Origin of the sequence: Marinobacter sp. M3C (genome assembly GCF_023311895.1) — a bacterium.
GTDB lineage: Bacteria > Pseudomonadota > Gammaproteobacteria > Pseudomonadales > Oleiphilaceae > Marinobacter.
The window spans coordinates 2,152,438-2,169,284 of sequence record NZ_CP092284.1 but is presented as its reverse complement, the minus strand read 5'-3'; the positions used below and the strand labels follow the sequence as shown (position 1 = coordinate 2,169,284).

Below are 16,847 nucleotides of genomic sequence, written 5' to 3'. Positions count from 1 at the left end.
CTCTGTCATGAATACGAATGAACTGAAGGCTTTCCTGGATTCCAGCTTCGATGGGTTCGAAGTCCACATAGAGCCTACCGCAGAGCGAGCGGATATTGTCCTTAACCGGCCACCTCTGAATGTAATAGAGATGAGCCAGCGAGATAACCTCCGTGCTGTTTTCGAAGCGCTCGATCTTCTTCCGGAAGTACGGGTCATCGTGTTGCGTAGCGTTGGTCAGCATTTCTCCAGCGGTGGCAACATCCGGGGCTTTCTTGACGCCTCGCCTGAGCACGTTTCGAAACTGGCCGACAACGTTGCCGCGCCAGCCCGGTGTAGCAAACCGGTGATAGCCGCTAATCGGGGCTATACCTTCGGGGTTGGCTTTGAGCTTTCCCTTGCCTGTGACTTTCGAATTGCCTCGGAAACCACCCTCTACGCGCTGCCAGAACAGAGGCTAGGTCAGATTCCTGGTTCTGGTGGTTCTGCTCGCCTACAAAAAACGATCGGGATTACCCGGACTAAAGACATGGTGATGCGGGCCAAGCGCATCAGCGGCCCGCAAGCCCTTGAGTGGGGGTTTGTTACGGAGTGTGTTGCTGACGAAGAATTGGAGAATGCGACAGATGCCCTGGTTAAGGAGCTGAGATTCTTTTCGCCGCTCGCTCAACGGACCGCCAAGAGAATGATTAATGATAACGAGGATGCCACGTTGTCAGTGGCCATTGAAATGGAAGGCCACTGCTATAGCCGGTTGCGTTGTTCGGAAGACTTCCGCGAAGGAGTAGAGGCATTTGATGAAAAGCGTAAGCCAGCATTTCGTGGCCTATAAATGCTTTTGACCAATGCAGTACATGACATCCAACAACAATGAGAGACAAAGTCATGCAAAGCCAAGTTCTCGAAGACTCGAATAGCTCTGACGCAATTGATGCATCCACCCCTTGGCTGAAAAGCCTAAGGCAATCTTTGAATGTCAAGTCGGTCAGCGCCGGCGTGGTCGCTGCATTATTTGGCTGTTCCGGGCCAGCGCTAATTGTTATCAGTGCTGCGGAGGCAGGAAATCTTAGCGATGGCCAGACTGTGGCCTGGTTGCTTGCCATCTACTTTGTTGGAGGCCTGATCAGCCTCATTATGGCGCTGCGCTATCGACAGCCGATCACTGGGGCGTACTCAATTCCTGGTGCGGCTATTATGATTGGAGCTCTCGCGACCATACCCTTCACAGAGGCTGTAGGCGCTTTCATCATGAGCGGTGCGATCGTTCTTCTGCTTGGAGTGAGCGGTGTTGTTGGTCGTATTATGAACTGGCTGCCGATGCCAATTGTCATGGCAATGATTGCAGGAGCTTTGATCCGATTTGGTACCGGAGCAGTTCAGGCGGTTGAAAGCATGCCACTGATCGCCGGTGCAGCGGCGGCGGCCTTTTTCCTCTCTGCTCGTTTAACCAAGGCAATACCGCCGGTGCTGACGGCCGCTATCGTTGGGTTTGGTATTGCCCTGGCCACGGGCTCCATTCAGCCGGCCGATGTGGATATTGCCTTCGTCGCACCTGAGCTGACAATGCCAACCTTTACCCTGAATGGGTTGCTTGCCATTGCTATTCCTCTGGCGGCTTTGGTTATCGGTGCAGAAAACGCCCAAGCTACCGGTGTTCTGTTGGTTGAAGGCTATCGGCCACCGGTCAACGCAATGACAACTATCAGCGGTATTGGCGGTATGACTGCAGGGGTTATTGGTGGTCATAATGCCAATATTGCCGGTCCGATGACGGCTATCTGTTCATCCGAACAGGCGGGTGATGACAAGAGCAAGCGTTATGGGGCAACGGTGGTCAATGGCGTTTTGTTCTGTGCCTTTGGACTCTTTGCCGGCGCTGCGGTTCCCTTCATCCTTGCCCTGCCTAAGGCGCTGATAGGGTCAATCGCTGGCCTGGCCATGATCGGTGTCCTGATCGCGGCGTTCCAACAAGCCTTCTCCAAAGCGGCGGGTTACCAAATCGGCGCTATGGTTGCGCTACTGGTAGCGATGAGTGGTATTAGCCTCTTTGGCATCAGTGCTCCTTTCTGGGCATTGGTTTTCGGGATTCTAGTATCCCAGCTGCTTTCAGAAAAGCCAGCTGTCGAGAAGTCAAACTAAGAAGGGTAAAGCAAAATCGCAATAAACTTCCGGATCAAAAGGGTCGTGTAAATTACGACCCTTTTGATCGCTTTCGTTGATGTATTGAGCATGTGATAGAGCCTGCTTTGAAGAAGTGGTAGTCTAAATTTTAACCAGCTATTGAGGTCTGTGATTAATGTCACATGCTCTCCGAATTTTCCATGGAGCATTTGGGCGCGTTGCATTGCTTGGTATGGATGAGTCGCTCGTGCCCCATGCTCACTCAGAATGTCATATTCTTTTGAAAGCATCGGGAAACGATACTTTTTTTTCTGTCCGAAATAAACTTCAGCCACTGACCGACAAAACGGCAGTGCTGATCAATGCGTGGGAGCCGCACTCTTACGACCACCGTGAAGGGGCCAATGACACGGTAATTTTAGCCTTGTACATTAATCCAAGTTGGCTCGCGCTTCACAAACAGACACTGGCTCTGAGTGGCCGTCCTGACTTCTTTTCCCAGCCGTGCATTGATCTTACGCCGTCACTCCGTGCCCAAGCTGATATCCTGATATCTGAAATTTTGTCCTTTGACACTGTGCGTCCTCAGCTGCTGGAAAGCCTCCTTTTTGATCTTATGATTAGCCTAATAGAGGGTCATTCGGATCTGCAGCACTTAACTCGGTTTAGGCTGCATGCAGCAGGGCGTTTTCATGATGCGCGCATCCGAAAGGCGAAAGAACTCATACTTAACAGTCCGCAAGTTGACTTGGATATGGAAGCGATCGCCCGCCAATGTGGCTTGTCCCGAGCACATTTTTTTGTTCTTTTTAAAAAAACGACTGGAATGACACCACAAATGCTTGCGAACATTGGCAAAATGCAAATGGCCTTCCAGTGGTTGTCAGATAGTCGCTCGTGCACTCTCGGTAATCTTTCTGATTCTCTTGGGTTTTCCAGCCAAGGGCATTTCACCCGATTCTTCCGAAGGCATATCGGTGCGGCACCAAGCCAGTACCACAGATCAATTGATATTTGCCGTTCAGAATCTCCCAATATTGGAAATATTGAGATATCCTGATTTAGGCCTTAAGAGCGGAGATTCAACTATTAACCGCATCACCGCAGATTTATATTACCCAGCATATTCACCCCAGAACACTTTCGCCCGTGTTCGAGATCAGTTGGCCACTGCGATATAAGTTTTTAAGTTTGCCCTTTGGTGCCCGAAAGGCTGTTTCCTAAGCTCAGGGCAGGGGTCATAAACTCAGAGGTAAGAAAGAGTAGTTTAGATTCTTGGGCACACCATGGACACAGCCAATAAAAAAGGCCCTACGCTTTCACGTAAGACCTTGAAAAATATGGCGCGCCCGACAGGATTCGAACCTGTGACCACTGCCTTCGGAGGGCGGTAATTTTACACGGTGAGATGAGATGTTAGTCGGCATAAAGTGTGTTTTTCAACAGCTTATGACCACTGTGCTAAAAAGATTAAAACCCGTTTAAAACCGATATTTACACGTTTTACGCCACTTGTGGGCACACGATTGTCCGGTTTTTGGTGTCGAACTTTGCCCAATTTGAGTTCTGCCTAAATCGCTACTTCTCGATGAATTTGCCCAAATGCAGGGCTAAGCGACTCTAAAAATTGTCTGGTCTCAAGTGTCGCATTTTCGCCAAGGGTTCTGGCCGCTGAAGCAACGGTTCAGCTTTACCCGCTCAATTTGTACTATGTATGCGAAGTTGTAAAGTAAAGTGATGAGAACCGGCAAGAAAGGTTACTGGCTGACTATGGGTGGGCGCGCCCACTAATTGGGATGAGTGCAGAATCAGTCACCAATACGAGCGGTGCTGCACTTAATACTTGAATCCAGGAACTCAGGGCTGGGGCGAGGTCGCACTTTTCTGGTCATTATTGAATCACTGGTCATGTTTGAGTGCGTTTTAGCACCTCCAATCAAATGACCAAATTCACTATGCCACTACAATGAACGTCCATGTCGTGCAGGACGGCGCGATCAATCTCTTTTAAAAAGGCGAGGAACTCTGTTGCACGGTGTCGGCGATGAAGCCTATCGATCACTCCCCGGTCGCTATATCAAGTGCCGCCAACAGCGTTGTGGTGCTGTGTCGGACGTAACCATGTGTTCTGGTTTCCGTGTACCCGAAGGTTAGGGGAAGCGCAGGCTGAGTTTGATAGCAAGTTTGTATCTGACTTTTCTCATCAACACACAGCACCATCGCCTTCGTTGGCGGGTTCATGTACAAACCAACGATATCGTGAACCTTGGCTAAAAAATGGGGGTCGGTAGACAGCTTGAACGTATCATGAAGATGCGGCCTCAAACCAAAAGCCCGCCAGATTCGACTCACCGACATAGCGCTCAGTCCGGCCTCTTTTGCCATCAGGTTAGTCGACCAGTGGGTGGCATTTTTTGGCTTTTCCCTGAGCGTTTTATTTATTAAATCAGTAACCTTTTGATCATTTATGGTTCGAGGTCGGCCGGTTCTGGGCGCATCGGTCAGACCTGCAACCCAGCGCGCCTTGAAACGGTTTCGCCACTTATTCGCCGTTTCGGAGGTCACCCCAACGCGGTCACCGACCACACTGCCCGGAAGGCCTTCAGTACTTAGCAGAATGATGCGCGCTCGCAACTGCTCAGCGGCAGGCATGCGTTGTCGCCTCAACCACGACTCCAGCTCCTCTCGCTCAGAGTCACTAATTTCAAGGGGTCTAGCTAGTGCCCATCCAGAAACTAATAACCGGCTGATTTTCAGGAAATAATTCTAAGAAAGGTTAAAGAATTCTCTTGGCTTTGGTATGTTTTAAGTGCAACCCAAAAACATCCAACAACCAAGAGGATCCAGCATGCGAGAGACCCGCAACGCTCAGGCCAGTATATTCGAAGAGTACTCGAATCACGAGTATGGCGTCAGACTCCGGAAGCTGTCGGAGGTTTTGGACAGGCAACCCGAGATTCTTGAGCTGGTGGCCGCAGATTTGATAGATGTGTCCGTTTCAGCCGTTGGGCGGACAGGTCTCAGCGCAGAGAGTGTTCTGCGTTGTCTGGTGTTAAGGCAGCAACTGGGTTTCAGCTATGAACAACTGGCGTTTCATTTGTCGGATTCGGTGACCTACCGAACCTTTACCCGATTGCCGGCTCACCTATCGCCCAGCCGGTCCTGCCTGCAGTCCACGATCCGCAGCATCCAGCCAGAAACCCTGGAACGGGCGCATCAGGTGCTGACAAGGAACCTGCTGGACACGGGTATGGCTTCACTGGATAAGCTGCGCATCGACAGCACGGTGGTGGCCAGCAATATTGCCCCACCCAGTGACAGCCAGTTGCTGAATGATGGCGTTCGGGTGATCCGTCGGCTGCTGGCAAAAAGCAAAATCGAAACCGGCCTGAAGGTCTGCTTTACCGACAAACGCAAAGCGGCAAAGTCACTGGCATTTCGCATATTCAACGCGAAAAAGGCGACCAAGGACGAACTCTATCCCGACTTGCTGAAGATCGCACGGCTGGTATTGAAGCAGGCGGATCGCGGACGCCAGCAGATTATTCAAGGGGCGGAAGCTTCCGCATCCTGCCAGAAATGGCTGGATGCTCTGGCGCACTACAGGGAGCTGACATGGCAGGTGATCGAGCAAACCGAGCGTCGCGTCATCCACGGTGAACGGGTTCCCTCTGCGGACAAGATCGTCAGCCTGTTCGAGCCGCACACCGATATTATCGTCAAGGGATTCCGCGATGTGCAGTACGGCCACAAGATCAACCTGAGCAGTGAAGTGAGAGGCTTTATCACCGCGTTAACCATCGAAGAGGGGAACCCCGGTGACAAAACGCTGTTCCTGCCGGTTCTGGATTTTCATCAATCCGTTCTGGGCAAGCTGCCTCGCTCCGTGGTCGCCGATGGCGGCTACGCCAGCCAGGCAAACGTCGCGGCCGGACGCGCCATGGGGCTTAAGCATGTAGTGTTTCACAAACCCGTTGGCGTATCGCTCACCGCCATGGGTGTAAAGTCGAAGACCTTTACCGCATTACGTCATTTTCGAGCCGGAGTCGAAGGCAATATCTCGGAGCTGAAAAGAGCCTTCGGAGCCACGAAAGCGAAGTGGAAAGGTCACGATGGCTTCAAGGCATTTGTCTGGGCCTCGGCGCTGAGCTACAACCTGGTACGGTTGGCGCGACTCGGTCCGGATTAGTCCACAAACCTGACCCAGAAAACGACCAGAAGGACACATGGAAAGGCCATGAAATGCACGCCCATGGCCGGAATTCGGACAGACTGATCAGAAAGCGGTTAAATCCGTCATTATTTAGTCGTCTTCCATGATTTGAGGGCGCTCAGCTCAACCCCAGTTGCCAGAGATAAGCTGAACTGGCTAAAAATCGGTGTTTCTGGATGGGCACTAGTTATCCGCGCCATGAGCACCTCTCCTGTGTCTGTTTGTCAGATTATACAAGACAGAATAATTATCTATACGAATTTTTGTTAAGGGACACTAGTGGAAGGCTAAACGTAGTTTTTTATAATCACATAAAAAATAATTCAGAGTTTATAGCTGCATTTTTGTTGGGTTTTTAGTTTATTCGAGCGAGCGTAGAGAAGTGCAAAAAACTTAATTTACGACATGCACTTGACTGTCGTATGTCTTATGTCCTATAAATGAGTTGTAGAAAAAGCAGAAAGCAAAAGTTCAAACTAATGGTTGTAAATTAACCGAAACAACAAGATTGCCGTGCAGGAGAGTGCGATGAGTATCGATTTCGTAGTGCACGACGCCGATGACAGTGTCGGTGTGGTCGTAGTAGAGGGCATTAAGGCGGGACAGAAACTGACGGGATGGGTTATGCATCAAGATCAGACTGTTATCTTTGAGGTTCGTGACTCAATCCCCATCGGCCACAAGCTGGCCATTCGTGATCTAGCCGAAGGTGATACCGTAATCAAGTACGGGGTCGACATTGGTAAAACAATTAAATCAATCAACCAGGGTGAGCATCTTCACGTCCACAACGTCAAAACAAAGAGGTGGTAAGTATGGAACTCAAGGGACGCAAGTTCATGGGCTATCGTCGCGATAATGGCCGTGTAGGAATTCGTAACCACGTCATCATATTACCAGTGGACGATATTTCCAATGCCGCCGCTGAAGCAGTGGCTAACAATATTAAGGGTACTATGGCTCTGGCTCATCCTTATGGGCGCCTACAGTTCGGCGCTGATCTGGATCTACATTTTCGTACATTGATTGGCACTGGTAGTAACCCCAACGTCGCGGCTGTAGTGGTTATTGGTATCGAACCGGGTTGGACCGCCAAGGTTGTAGAAGGTATCAAAGCTACGGGCAAACCTGTGATCGGATTCTGGATCGAACAGAACGGCGACCATAATACCATATGTTCTGCTTCAAAAGCTGCTCGAGAATACGTCCAGTACGCCACCGAACTGCAGCGTGAAGAGTGCGATGTTAGCGAGCTCTGGGTGTCAACCAAGTGTGGTGAATCTGATACGACATCAGGATGTGGAGCAAATCCTACCGTTGGTGATGCCTTTGACAAGCTGTACGACGCGGGTTGTACATTAGTGTTCGGTGAAACTACAGAGTTGACCGGCGGTGAACATTTGGTGGCTGCTCGCTGTGCCACCCCTGAGATTCGCGAAAAATTTCAGGCAATGTTCGATCGCTACGCTGAAGTGATTAATCGCCACAAAACTAGCGACCTCTCAGAATCCCAGCCGACTAAGGGAAACATCGAGGGTGGGCTGACCACTATCGAAGAAAAAGCGTTAGGCAACATTCAAAAGATCGGCCACCGTTGCCAAGTCGACGGTGTACTTGATAAGGCAGAGACGCCGGATAAACCTGGCTTATGGTTCATGGACTCCTCATCTGCAGCTGCGGAGATGGTAACTTTGTGTGCGGCATCGGGCTATGTGGCGCACTTTTTCCCCACAGGACAAGGTAACGTCATTGGGAATCCCATTCTTCCAGTTATCAAGATTTGCGCTAATCCGCGTACCTTGCGCACGATGGGTGAGCACGTTGACGTTGATGTTACAGGTATTTTAAAGCGAGAAATCAACATGCAAGAAGCGGGTGATGAGCTTCTTGAAATGATGTTTCGTACTGCGAACGGGCGTAATACAGCGGCCGAAGCTTTAGGGCACCGCGAATTTGTGCTAACCCGGTTGTTCGAGAGTGCCTGAGGAAACGCATAAATTTTTGCAACAGTGAATCGCGGCGTTGTACTAAGAGCCTAATTAACGCTCAGTTATGTTTCGCTTTTTGTGTCTATCGATTCACTTGGTTCAACAACACTTTTTTGGAAAAATGAAAAATAACCGGGTGGCAAATGCCGCCCGTGTTATGAGCAGGCTTTAGGTCCTGCATGAAACTCCTAGCCCGATAAATAACAATGATATAACAATTTGCATCGGAGACTATTATGTTTAGTTCAAGAATTTACAAAGCTCCTTTCTTAGCAACGCTCCTCTCTATATCGCTCTCTATAACCGCGTTTAGCGGCCAAGTTTCAGCTCAAGATGTAGATGATTTCCCCACCAGTAACGTGCAATACATTATTCCCTTTGGGCCCGGCGGTGAATCTGACATTAGTGCTCGGCTTCAACAACAGTACTTTGAAGAGATTACCGATCAGCAATTAATCGTTCAATACATGGCAGGCGGCGGTGGAGCCGTCGGCTGGTCGCAGCTTAACGAAATGAAGGCCGATGGTTATACCATTATGGGCACTAACCTGCCTCATATCATTCTCAAGCCTATGGGCAAGGATCCGGGCTTTAAGACCAAGGATCTTAAGAACTTCTATTATTTTCACTATTCACCGGACGCTTTAATCGTTACCAACGATAGTCCTTATGAGACGTTAGAGGATTTCGTTGCCGCTGCGAAGAAATCACCTGGAGCAATTACATTGTCTGGCAGTGGCACCCAGTCGGCCAACGACATCGCTAATCGTAAACTCGAAATGCTAGCCGATATTAAGACTACTTATATTCCTTTTAAAGGCACCGGGGCGGCGGTAGCGGCATTACTGGGTAACCAAGTTCAAGCTGAATGGGGCTACACCACGGTGGCGTCTAATCATAGAGACAAAGCACGGATGTTGGCCGTCGCTTCAAAAGAGCGCCACCCGCAGTTCCCTGATGTCCCGACTTTTAAAGAGTTAGGTTATGAAATGTTTGGGGGCGCGTATCGTGGAATGGCGGTTCCAAAAGGTACTCCCGAAAATATAGTCAAAAAACTCTCCAATATTTTTGGACAGATTAATCAAAATGCCGAGTTCCGAGAGAAGATGCTGGAGTTAGGCTTCGTGCTGATTGACGTGCCCTATGAAGAAATGGGGGAGTTCATGGCTGAGCGACAAAAGGAATATGAAAAGATCGCGGATAAAATGAACATCAATAAATGATTTGAAATTCATTTTCAAAATTGGTTCCTGAAAGCTTTCAGCAACCATCCGGCACGGAGGTAGTAAATGGAAATCTTTTATTTCATGCTGGCCGCTCTTTCTCCTTTTAATCTGTTTCTCGCGGTACTAGGTGTGGCAGCAGGGATTTTCATCGGCGCTTTGCCGGGACTGTCCGCCACCATGGCGGTAGCGGTTCTTGTGCCGGTTACCTTTGGAATGCCAACGGAAGCAGCATTGATTATGCTTGGTGCCATTTACACCGGTGCCATTTATGGCGGCTCCTATGCCGCCATCTTGGTTAACACACCGGGTACTCCTTCAGCAATCGCTACTACATTCGACGGGTACCCGATGGCGCGTCGTGGTGACGGTGATCTCGCGATCACTCTCTCCACGCTGTCCTCAGTGGTGGGCGGACTAGTGGGTGTGTTGGCGCTTGTGACGCTAGCGCCTTTGTTAGCTCAAATTGCCTTGAAGTTTGGACCAGTAGAGTATTTCTGGTTGGCAATTTTCGGCTTAACACTAATATCTGCACTCTCAGCAGGTTCTACGCTTAAAGGTTTCATTGGTGCTGGCATCGGTTTGCTACTTTCTACGGTGGGTGTGGCAGTAATCGGAGCGGATATCCGCTATACGTTCGGGTCACAGTTCTTGCTTGGAGGCGTAGAGATCATTTCGGCCTTAATAGGCTTGTACTGCATACCGGTATTGATTGATTTGGTCGCCACTCCAAGTGCCCATTTGCAGCCACCAAATGAAGGGCGTGGCATCCGCTTTCGTGAGAGTCTAGGTCTTATGTGGCGTAGCAAATTTAACTCGCTACGAAGCGCTGTGATCGGCACCATCATTGCGATATTGCCCGGTGCTGGTGGTTCGATTGCCAGCTTAGTGTCCTACTCCGAGGCGCGGCGTACATCATCACGTAAAGAGTATTTCGGTCAAGGTGAGCCAGATGGGGTGATCGCCACCGAGTCAGCAAACAACGCCACTGTCGGCGGCGGATTTATTCCAACTTTTGTGTTGGGCATTCCTGGTACACCGCCGGATGCGGTGATTCTTGGTGCTTTATTGGTGCAGGGTTTCCGAACTGGGCCTGAAATGTTCACCACCCATGCTAATGTTACTTATACCTTCATCGGTGGCTTGTTTATCGCTACTTTAGTTATGCTTCCCATAGGATTGCTGATCGGGCGTTATGCTTTTAAATCGATTGTGGCAATTCCTAAGGCTCTACTAGTCCCGAGTATTGCCTTTATGACTGTGATAGGCACTTACGCTATCCGTAACAATTCCTTTGATGTTGTTGTTATGGTAGTGCTCGGGGTTATAGGTTGGGTGCTTGCACGTTATGACATCAAGCCTTCGCCCATCGTGCTTGGTTTGATTCTGGGGCCCATTGCCGAACAAGGTTTTGTGCAGGGATATTTGATGGGCAATGCCTCAGGCTCCGTATTAATGGTTTTCTTTGGCCGTCCAATTTCATTAGCAATCATTATACTAGTGGTGATATCTGCCCTTTATCCGCTTTGGCGTATGCGATCCAGTCGAATAGCTAAACCATTAAAAAAAAGGGAGGTTCAGCATGAGCACTGAGATAAGTCCTCTCCAAGTCAATGCGGAACGTACAGATCGTATCCTCGCATCAATCATGGTTGTTATCGCCCTTGGCGCGTTGTGGTTTAGTCGCGACATGTCGATTATGGCTAGCGTCTTTCCTCGTACCATAGCCATCCTATTGCTGATATTCAGTATTGTACTTTTAATACGCGCATTTTTATCTCAACCAAAAATGTCGAAACCGGAGTCTGGTAGCGTTGTACGTAGATTAGGGCTCATCTGCGTGTTAGTTCTATGGAGTTTTTCTCTCAAGTGGTTCGGGTTCATATTTGCCAGTGTACTCGCTACAGTGTTACTGGCATTGCTGGCTCATTATCATGGTTGGACGAGCAAACGTGCGATTTTTTATGGCCTGGTATTAACTGGAATCATTACATTTTTTTATACTTTGTTTGCCATTCTTCTCAACGTACCACTACCGGTAGGCCTGTTGTGGCAGGGGCTTTAAAATGGAAAAAACGATGAGTGATATTATAATTAGTGAGTTCATGGACGAGGCGGCTGTCGAGACTCTTAAGCTGGAATTTTCAGTAATTTTCGACCCGACATTTGTGGAAGATCCCGAACGACTGCTGGCTCTGGGCCAGGGAGTCCGAGGCCTGATCGTGCGGAATCGCACTCAAGTCAACGACGCATTGTTGGCCAACTTTCCTGATTTACAAGTTGTGGGCCGGCTTGGCGTTGGCCTCGATAATATTGATCTCAATGCTTGTGCGGCACGCGGAGTCGAGGTTAAACCGGCAATGGGGGGCAATGGCAGTTCGGTTGCCGAGTATGTCATCGGGGGTGCCCTGATGCTTCGCCGTGGTGCCTACTTTTCTAGCGCAACGATGTTGACTGGCAAGTGGCCACGGCAAGCGCTGATCGGCAACGAAGTTTGCGGTAGCGTGCTTGGGCTAGTAGGTTTTGGTGTTATTGCACAAGAAACAGCGCACCGAGCGCTGGCTTTGGGCATGGAAGTGATTGCCTTCGACCCACACTTGGCTGTCGAGCATCATGCATGGAAAAATATAAGGCGCTGTGACAGCCTCGACTCATTGCTCGATGAAGCCGATGTAATTAGCCTGCATGTACCACTGACCGAAGAGACTTTTCATCTGATTGATGCCGCACGCCTTAAGCGATTCAAGACCACTGCGGTTCTAATCAATGCCGCGCGAGGGGGAATCGTTGATGAAGTAGCGCTCGCAAATGTCCTTCGCGAAGGGGGGTTAGCCGGAGCTATGCTGGACGTCTTCGAACAGGAACCACTGCCAGCAAAATCGGTTTTTGAAGGTATTCCTAACGTAATACTAACACCACATATTGCTGGAGTGACAAAGGAATCTAACGCTCGTATTAGCCAAATGACTGCTGATAATGTGTGTGCTGTGCTTGCTAGTCGATCGGGGGGTGCAGGAAAATGAACAAACAAGTTACTATAACTCTAGAGGCTGCGAGAAAGCTTGCGATGAAGGCGATGCGTGCTCATAATTTTGGCAACTTTGAGGCTATCGCCACTACAGAAGCGCTGTTAAACGCAGAGCGTGATGGCTTGCCTTCTCATGGTCTGTCGCGGTTGCCATTTTATTTGGAGCAGGCAGCAACAGGCAAAGTTGATGCTACTGCAATACCGAAGGTAGAGATTGATGGTGCCGTTGTTCGAGTCGATGCTGGTCACGGATTGGCTTTTTCTGCAGTGACGGTAGGGGTTAAAGCTGGGATCGAGTCAGCCCGAAAGTATGGGCTGTCGGCGGTCTCTATTGCTCGTTCTCACCACTTCGGTGTTGCCGGTGCGCCGGTAGAGGTAGCAGCAAATCAAGGGCTGATGGCAATGGGTTTCAGCAATGCGCCTTCAGCTATGGCACCTTGGGGTGGAAGTCGACCGCTTTACGGCACGAATCCTATCGCTTTTGCTTGTCCGCGTCAGAACGCTGAACCTTTGTTGATCGACTTATCTTTGTCTAAAGTGGCGCGAGGAAAAGTGATGCTGGCCAAGAAAGCTGGAAAACTGATTCCTGATGGCTGGGCACTAGATGTTGATGGGCGTCCCACCACCGACCCAGATGCAGCCATTGCCGGCAGCATGGTGCCGGCTGGGGATGCCAAGGGCGCTACACTGGCATTGATGGTCGAACTACTGACAGCAGGGTTAGCTGGTGGCCATTTTGGCTTTCAAGCTAGTTCCTTTTTCGAAGCTGAAGGAGACGCGCCGAACACTGCCCACTTGATTTTGTTATTTGATCCAGAACGCTTTTCCTCTAGCTTCTCAGTACATATTGAAACTTTATTCGAGGCGATGCTCGATCAGCCAGGCGTGCGCCTGCCAGGCGATCGCCGCTATCAACTAAGGCGTGAATTTGATGGCCTCCTGCTGCTGCCTTCAGAGTTAGTGGCTAACTTGGAGCGGCATGCGGATGTTGTTCAATGATTTATGAGGTGGGCCGCAGAAAAACCATAAAGTTAGTAGTAAATTGCATAATTTTTAGTAAAATTTAAAGGGTTAATTAAAATTTTCATACACTGAGTTTAAATCGTTGATAGTAAATTAGTTTATAAATAAAGACTTGTCGAAGATTAGTAGATTTCTTTTCAGCAACTGGCGTATCAACCTGGCAACGTCTCAAAGTATAGAGTTCAAGTCGAGGGCACTGAGATTGTAATTTTTGAGGTTTCTTGTGGCACTAGGTTCAATTGATGCTTTTTAGATGATAAATACGCTGATACATAGAATGCTGTGTCATGTGCGAATTCGTACTTAGTGAATGGATGATTTATCATATATGCTGTTAAGTATTAGTGAATGAGTAACTTGGCGTTATAACTATTTTGCGCTCAATGAAAAGCGCAAGAGGGAATTTTTTACAGTATTTCAGTGCTGTAATAATGTGTTAATTTGGTATTTTATGATAATTAAAAAGTTGCTTGAGTTGATGCGCTGTTAGGTTTAAATTTATTAATGAAAAATTTTAAATTTTCCCGTCAAATAAACCAACTATAATATATTCATATATAAAAAAGGAATTATAATGAATAGGCCAGTCACATTAACATTTAGCCCATTGTATCAGCAAATTCAAGCGGTGTTGTTAGCGCGGGTAGTGTCTGGGGAGTGGGCCCCAGGAACTTTCATACCGAGTGAGTCTGCTCTTGCAAAGGAGTATGCAGTGAGCGTAGGCACCTTGAGAAAATCTTTGGATGCGCTCGCCAGCGACCAAGTCGTAATTCGCCATCACGGTAAGGGTACGGTAGTAGCGACTCACGACACTGATCGATCGTTGTTTCAGTTCTTTCATTTGGTGCGTCTGGATGGAAAGCGTAGTCTTCCATCATCACGGGTGCTTCTCAGAAAGCAACGCGCACCAACACCGGAGGAGGTTAAGATTTTAGCGTTGGAAATTGGAGAGAAAGTCATTCATATAAAACGGGTGCGTGATTTAGACGGTTCTCCTACGCTACTTGAAGACGTAGTTGTCTCTGCACGTTTTTTTTCTGGACTCGAAATAGCGCCCTTGCCATTACCAAACACGCTTTATCAACTCTATGAAAAGCAGTTTGGCTGTAGCGTGGCTAACGCCGAAGAGCGGTTATCCGCTGTCGCAGCCAACGAAGCGGACGAGATTCACCTAGAAGTTAAGAAAGGGACGCCATTATTGGAGATTCGACGTATTGCTAAGGATCTTCAAGGAAGACCTGTGGAGTGGCGCGTTTCGCGTTGTGAAACGAGCCAGTATTGTTACTTTAATGAGCTTTAGTTCGGCCTGCTGGCTTTAGATTGATAGTAGTGTTAAAAGTTATTGGGGTAAATAAACCTCATTTTTATTGATACATGTTGTGATACGTTATTGTCTGTCAGGTATATAGATTAATAAAGTAGGCCTTTAGCTGCTAAAGAACTTAATTAAGCGTAGGCTGCTTTTTATCATCATGTTCAGAATTTCGATGCTCAGTACTAAGCGAGCTCTTTATTCGCCAACACCCTTTTGCCAACCTAAGCATGAACCAACTGATTTTATTGATATATCCGAAGCGGTATTCATAAGGCTTCGTCGAACATGTCGAGACATTGTTTGAAGCGATGCTGGATCAGCCTGGCGTTCAAGTGCCTGGTGAGCGTTGCTTTCAACTGCGATGAGAGGGGTGTGATCGAGTCATATTGTCCTCTTCCCTGTTAATCGCTCTTGAGACTCATACTGCGGCAGGCTGAATATCTGTGATTTGTTTTCAATGGACCAGTAGATTCTCGGATTACTAAGGGCGCATCGAGCAGCAGCTGATGAGGAGACGTATTGCCATCAATTCGCGCGATTAATGCGTCGGCTACTCTATGCCCGATCTCGGCGGCGGGAACCGCAACGGTAGTTAGCGCTGGAGTCATGAAGCGTGCTTGGGGGAGGTCGTCGAAGCCGGTGACTGAGAGTTCATGGGGTATGCTAACACCGGCACGCTGGGCGGCCAACATTACGCCGAAAGCCAGGGTGTCGTTGCCACAAAGTATTGCAGTTGGTGGGCGCTGGAGTCGCATTAGTGTCTCGAACGCCTGAAAACCCTCGGCAATACCGTAATCCACGGTGACGATTTGCTCTGGTGGTATCAAACAGTCGGCCTGCGCAGCTGCCTGAAGAAAACCTTGCATCCGGGCACGGGCACGATCGTTGCTCTCTACCGGTGCACTTACCACTGCTAGCCGACGATGCCCAAGTTGCAGCAGGTGTTCGGCCAGCGCGAGTGCTGGGGCGGTATTGTCAAACCCGATACATGGCCATTCGACGTCGTCTATTCCATGCCAACAGGTCAAGAAGGGAAGCTTACGCCGCTTCAGGGTCGACAGCATGAGAGGTCGGTGATCATGACCGATCAGTACCAGACCATCAACACCGTGCTGGATCAGGGTCTGCAAAGCTTCGAGTTCATCATTTAGGTCGTAGCGGTAGGTGGCAATAAGCAGGCGGCAGTCGTGATGTTTGAGACGCTGCTCCAAGCTGTTGATACCAGTGCTGAAGATAGCGTTATCTAGGGTAGGGACAAGTACTCCAATCGCACCAATATGCCGCGAGGCAAGGGCGCGGGCGGTGCCATGCGGCACGTAGCCAAGCTTATCTATGGCGGCCTCTACACGCGCTCGTAGTTGCTTGCTAACATGCGGGGCTCGATTTAGGACCCTTGATACTGAGGCCGTCGAAACGCGGGCCTCTCGAGCCACATCTGCCAATAGAGCGTTTTTTAATTCACTGTTCATTAGAGATTTATTCCTATTTTCAAATCATTAGGTCCCTGTTCATCTACGAGATCATAGCGGAGAAAGATTTTTCTGGACAACTCATCTATATGAGTCTAAGTTGAATAAATGGCCTTGTAAGCGCTTACATTCAAGTTCTCTTTTATAACAACTTGAAAGTTTGACTGTCAAGACTGGGCGCGGAAACACTGACGGCCGAAAGATAATTACAAGAACAAGATTCGAGGAGTAAACATATGTCGGATTCACCGAATAAACCTCCCAATAGTAAGGGTATAGGGGCTTTCATGTGGATAGCCTTCGGTCTCTTTGCGATCTTTTTCCTCAATATTGCTATTCAGCGCTTCAGCCCAGGGTTGTTGGATATCTCTGCTGCCCAAGAAGCGGTGCTGCTGGTGATTGCTACAGGTGTTTTTATTTCTGCCTGTCTGAGGCTCGAATCTCGAAATTCTCACACCGCATGAGCCAAGCCTATTGAAGGCTTAACA

Annotated in this window: 15 protein-coding genes; 13 read left to right on the top strand and 2 right to left on the bottom strand. The window is 49.0% G+C overall.

The genetic code is table 11. The features are described from left to right. The first annotated feature begins 7 nt into the window (after positions 1-7). The 3 genes from MIH18_RS10085 to MIH18_RS10075 all read left to right on the top strand — a co-directional run bounded on the left by MIH18_RS10085 (position 8) and on the right by MIH18_RS10075 (position 3,160). On the top strand, positions 8-811 hold the full coding sequence (locus MIH18_RS10085) for an enoyl-CoA hydratase/isomerase family protein (protein ID WP_249014467.1): 804 nt from the start codon (positions 8-10) through the stop codon (positions 809-811). A 38-nt stretch (positions 812-849) separates the two neighbouring features. Continuing rightward, positions 850-2,118 carry a benzoate/H(+) symporter BenE family transporter gene (locus MIH18_RS10080; protein ID WP_349293798.1) on the top strand — a complete coding sequence of 423 codons (1,269 nt, stop codon included), beginning with the start codon at positions 850-852 and terminating at the stop codon, positions 2,116-2,118. Positions 2,119-2,275: 157 nt separating this feature from the next. Then, the gene (locus tag MIH18_RS10075) at positions 2,276-3,160 is read left to right on the top strand and encodes an AraC family transcriptional regulator (RefSeq protein WP_249014465.1); all 885 of its coding nucleotides are present in this window, start codon (positions 2,276-2,278) and stop codon (positions 3,158-3,160) included. A 998-nt stretch (positions 3,161-4,158) separates the two neighbouring features. On the opposite strand, the gene MIH18_RS10070 is transcribed toward MIH18_RS10075, so the two are convergent. Next, positions 4,159-4,752: an IS630 family transposase gene (locus MIH18_RS10070; protein WP_249014464.1), complete on the bottom strand. Its 594-nt coding sequence runs from the start codon at positions 4,750-4,752 to the stop codon at positions 4,159-4,161. 196 nt (positions 4,753-4,948) lie between these two features. Here MIH18_RS10070 and MIH18_RS10065 point away from each other — a divergent pair, with 196 nt between their 5' ends. From MIH18_RS10065 to MIH18_RS10025, 9 genes are all read left to right on the top strand, one after another. Further along, positions 4,949-6,289, top strand: coding sequence for an ISNCY family transposase (locus MIH18_RS10065; protein ID WP_249012479.1), 1,341 nt, complete (start codon positions 4,949-4,951; stop codon positions 6,287-6,289). Positions 6,290-6,841: 552 nt separating this feature from the next. After that, positions 6,842-7,126: a UxaA family hydrolase gene (locus MIH18_RS10060; protein ID WP_249014463.1), complete on the top strand. Its 285-nt coding sequence runs from the start codon at positions 6,842-6,844 to the stop codon at positions 7,124-7,126. 2 nt (positions 7,127-7,128) lie between these two features. Beyond that, positions 7,129-8,298 (top strand): UxaA family hydrolase, encoded by a 1,170-nt coding sequence (locus tag MIH18_RS10055; protein WP_249014462.1) that lies wholly within the window; start codon positions 7,129-7,131, stop codon positions 8,296-8,298. 239 nt (positions 8,299-8,537) lie between these two features. Then, positions 8,538-9,524 carry a tripartite tricarboxylate transporter substrate binding protein gene (locus tag MIH18_RS10050; RefSeq protein ID WP_249014461.1) on the top strand — a complete coding sequence of 329 codons (987 nt, stop codon included), beginning with the start codon at positions 8,538-8,540 and terminating at the stop codon, positions 9,522-9,524. Positions 9,525-9,590: 66 nt separating this feature from the next. Next, complete coding sequence (locus MIH18_RS10045) at positions 9,591-11,117, top strand: tripartite tricarboxylate transporter permease (RefSeq protein WP_249014460.1); 1,527 nt, start codon at positions 9,591-9,593, stop codon at positions 11,115-11,117. Continuing rightward, positions 11,107-11,589 carry a tripartite tricarboxylate transporter TctB family protein gene (locus tag MIH18_RS10040; protein WP_249014459.1) on the top strand — a complete coding sequence of 161 codons (483 nt, stop codon included), beginning with the start codon at positions 11,107-11,109 and terminating at the stop codon, positions 11,587-11,589. The genes MIH18_RS10045 and MIH18_RS10040 overlap by 11 nt, the downstream gene beginning before the upstream one ends. 1 nt (position 11,590) lies before the next feature. Next, positions 11,591-12,547: a hydroxyacid dehydrogenase gene (locus tag MIH18_RS10035; RefSeq protein ID WP_249014458.1), complete on the top strand. Its 957-nt coding sequence runs from the start codon at positions 11,591-11,593 to the stop codon at positions 12,545-12,547. Next, positions 12,544-13,551, top strand: coding sequence for an Ldh family oxidoreductase (locus tag MIH18_RS10030; RefSeq protein WP_249014457.1), 1,008 nt, complete (start codon positions 12,544-12,546; stop codon positions 13,549-13,551). Before MIH18_RS10035 ends, MIH18_RS10030 begins: the two co-directional genes overlap by 4 nt. A gap of 598 nt (positions 13,552-14,149) precedes the next feature. Further along, the gene (locus MIH18_RS10025) at positions 14,150-14,875 is read left to right on the top strand and encodes a GntR family transcriptional regulator (RefSeq protein WP_249014456.1); all 726 of its coding nucleotides are present in this window, start codon (positions 14,150-14,152) and stop codon (positions 14,873-14,875) included. A gap of 416 nt (positions 14,876-15,291) precedes the next feature. Here MIH18_RS10025 and MIH18_RS10020 read toward each other — a convergent pair whose 3' ends face one another. Next, positions 15,292-16,359, bottom strand: coding sequence for a LacI family DNA-binding transcriptional regulator (locus tag MIH18_RS10020; RefSeq protein WP_249014455.1), 1,068 nt, complete (start codon positions 16,357-16,359; stop codon positions 15,292-15,294). 236 nt (positions 16,360-16,595) lie between these two features. On the opposite strand from MIH18_RS10020, the gene MIH18_RS10015 reads away from it, so the two are divergent. Next, on the top strand, positions 16,596-16,823 hold the full coding sequence (locus MIH18_RS10015; RefSeq protein ID WP_249014454.1) for a hypothetical protein: 228 nt from the start codon (positions 16,596-16,598) through the stop codon (positions 16,821-16,823). Positions 16,824-16,847 lie beyond the last annotated feature (24 nt).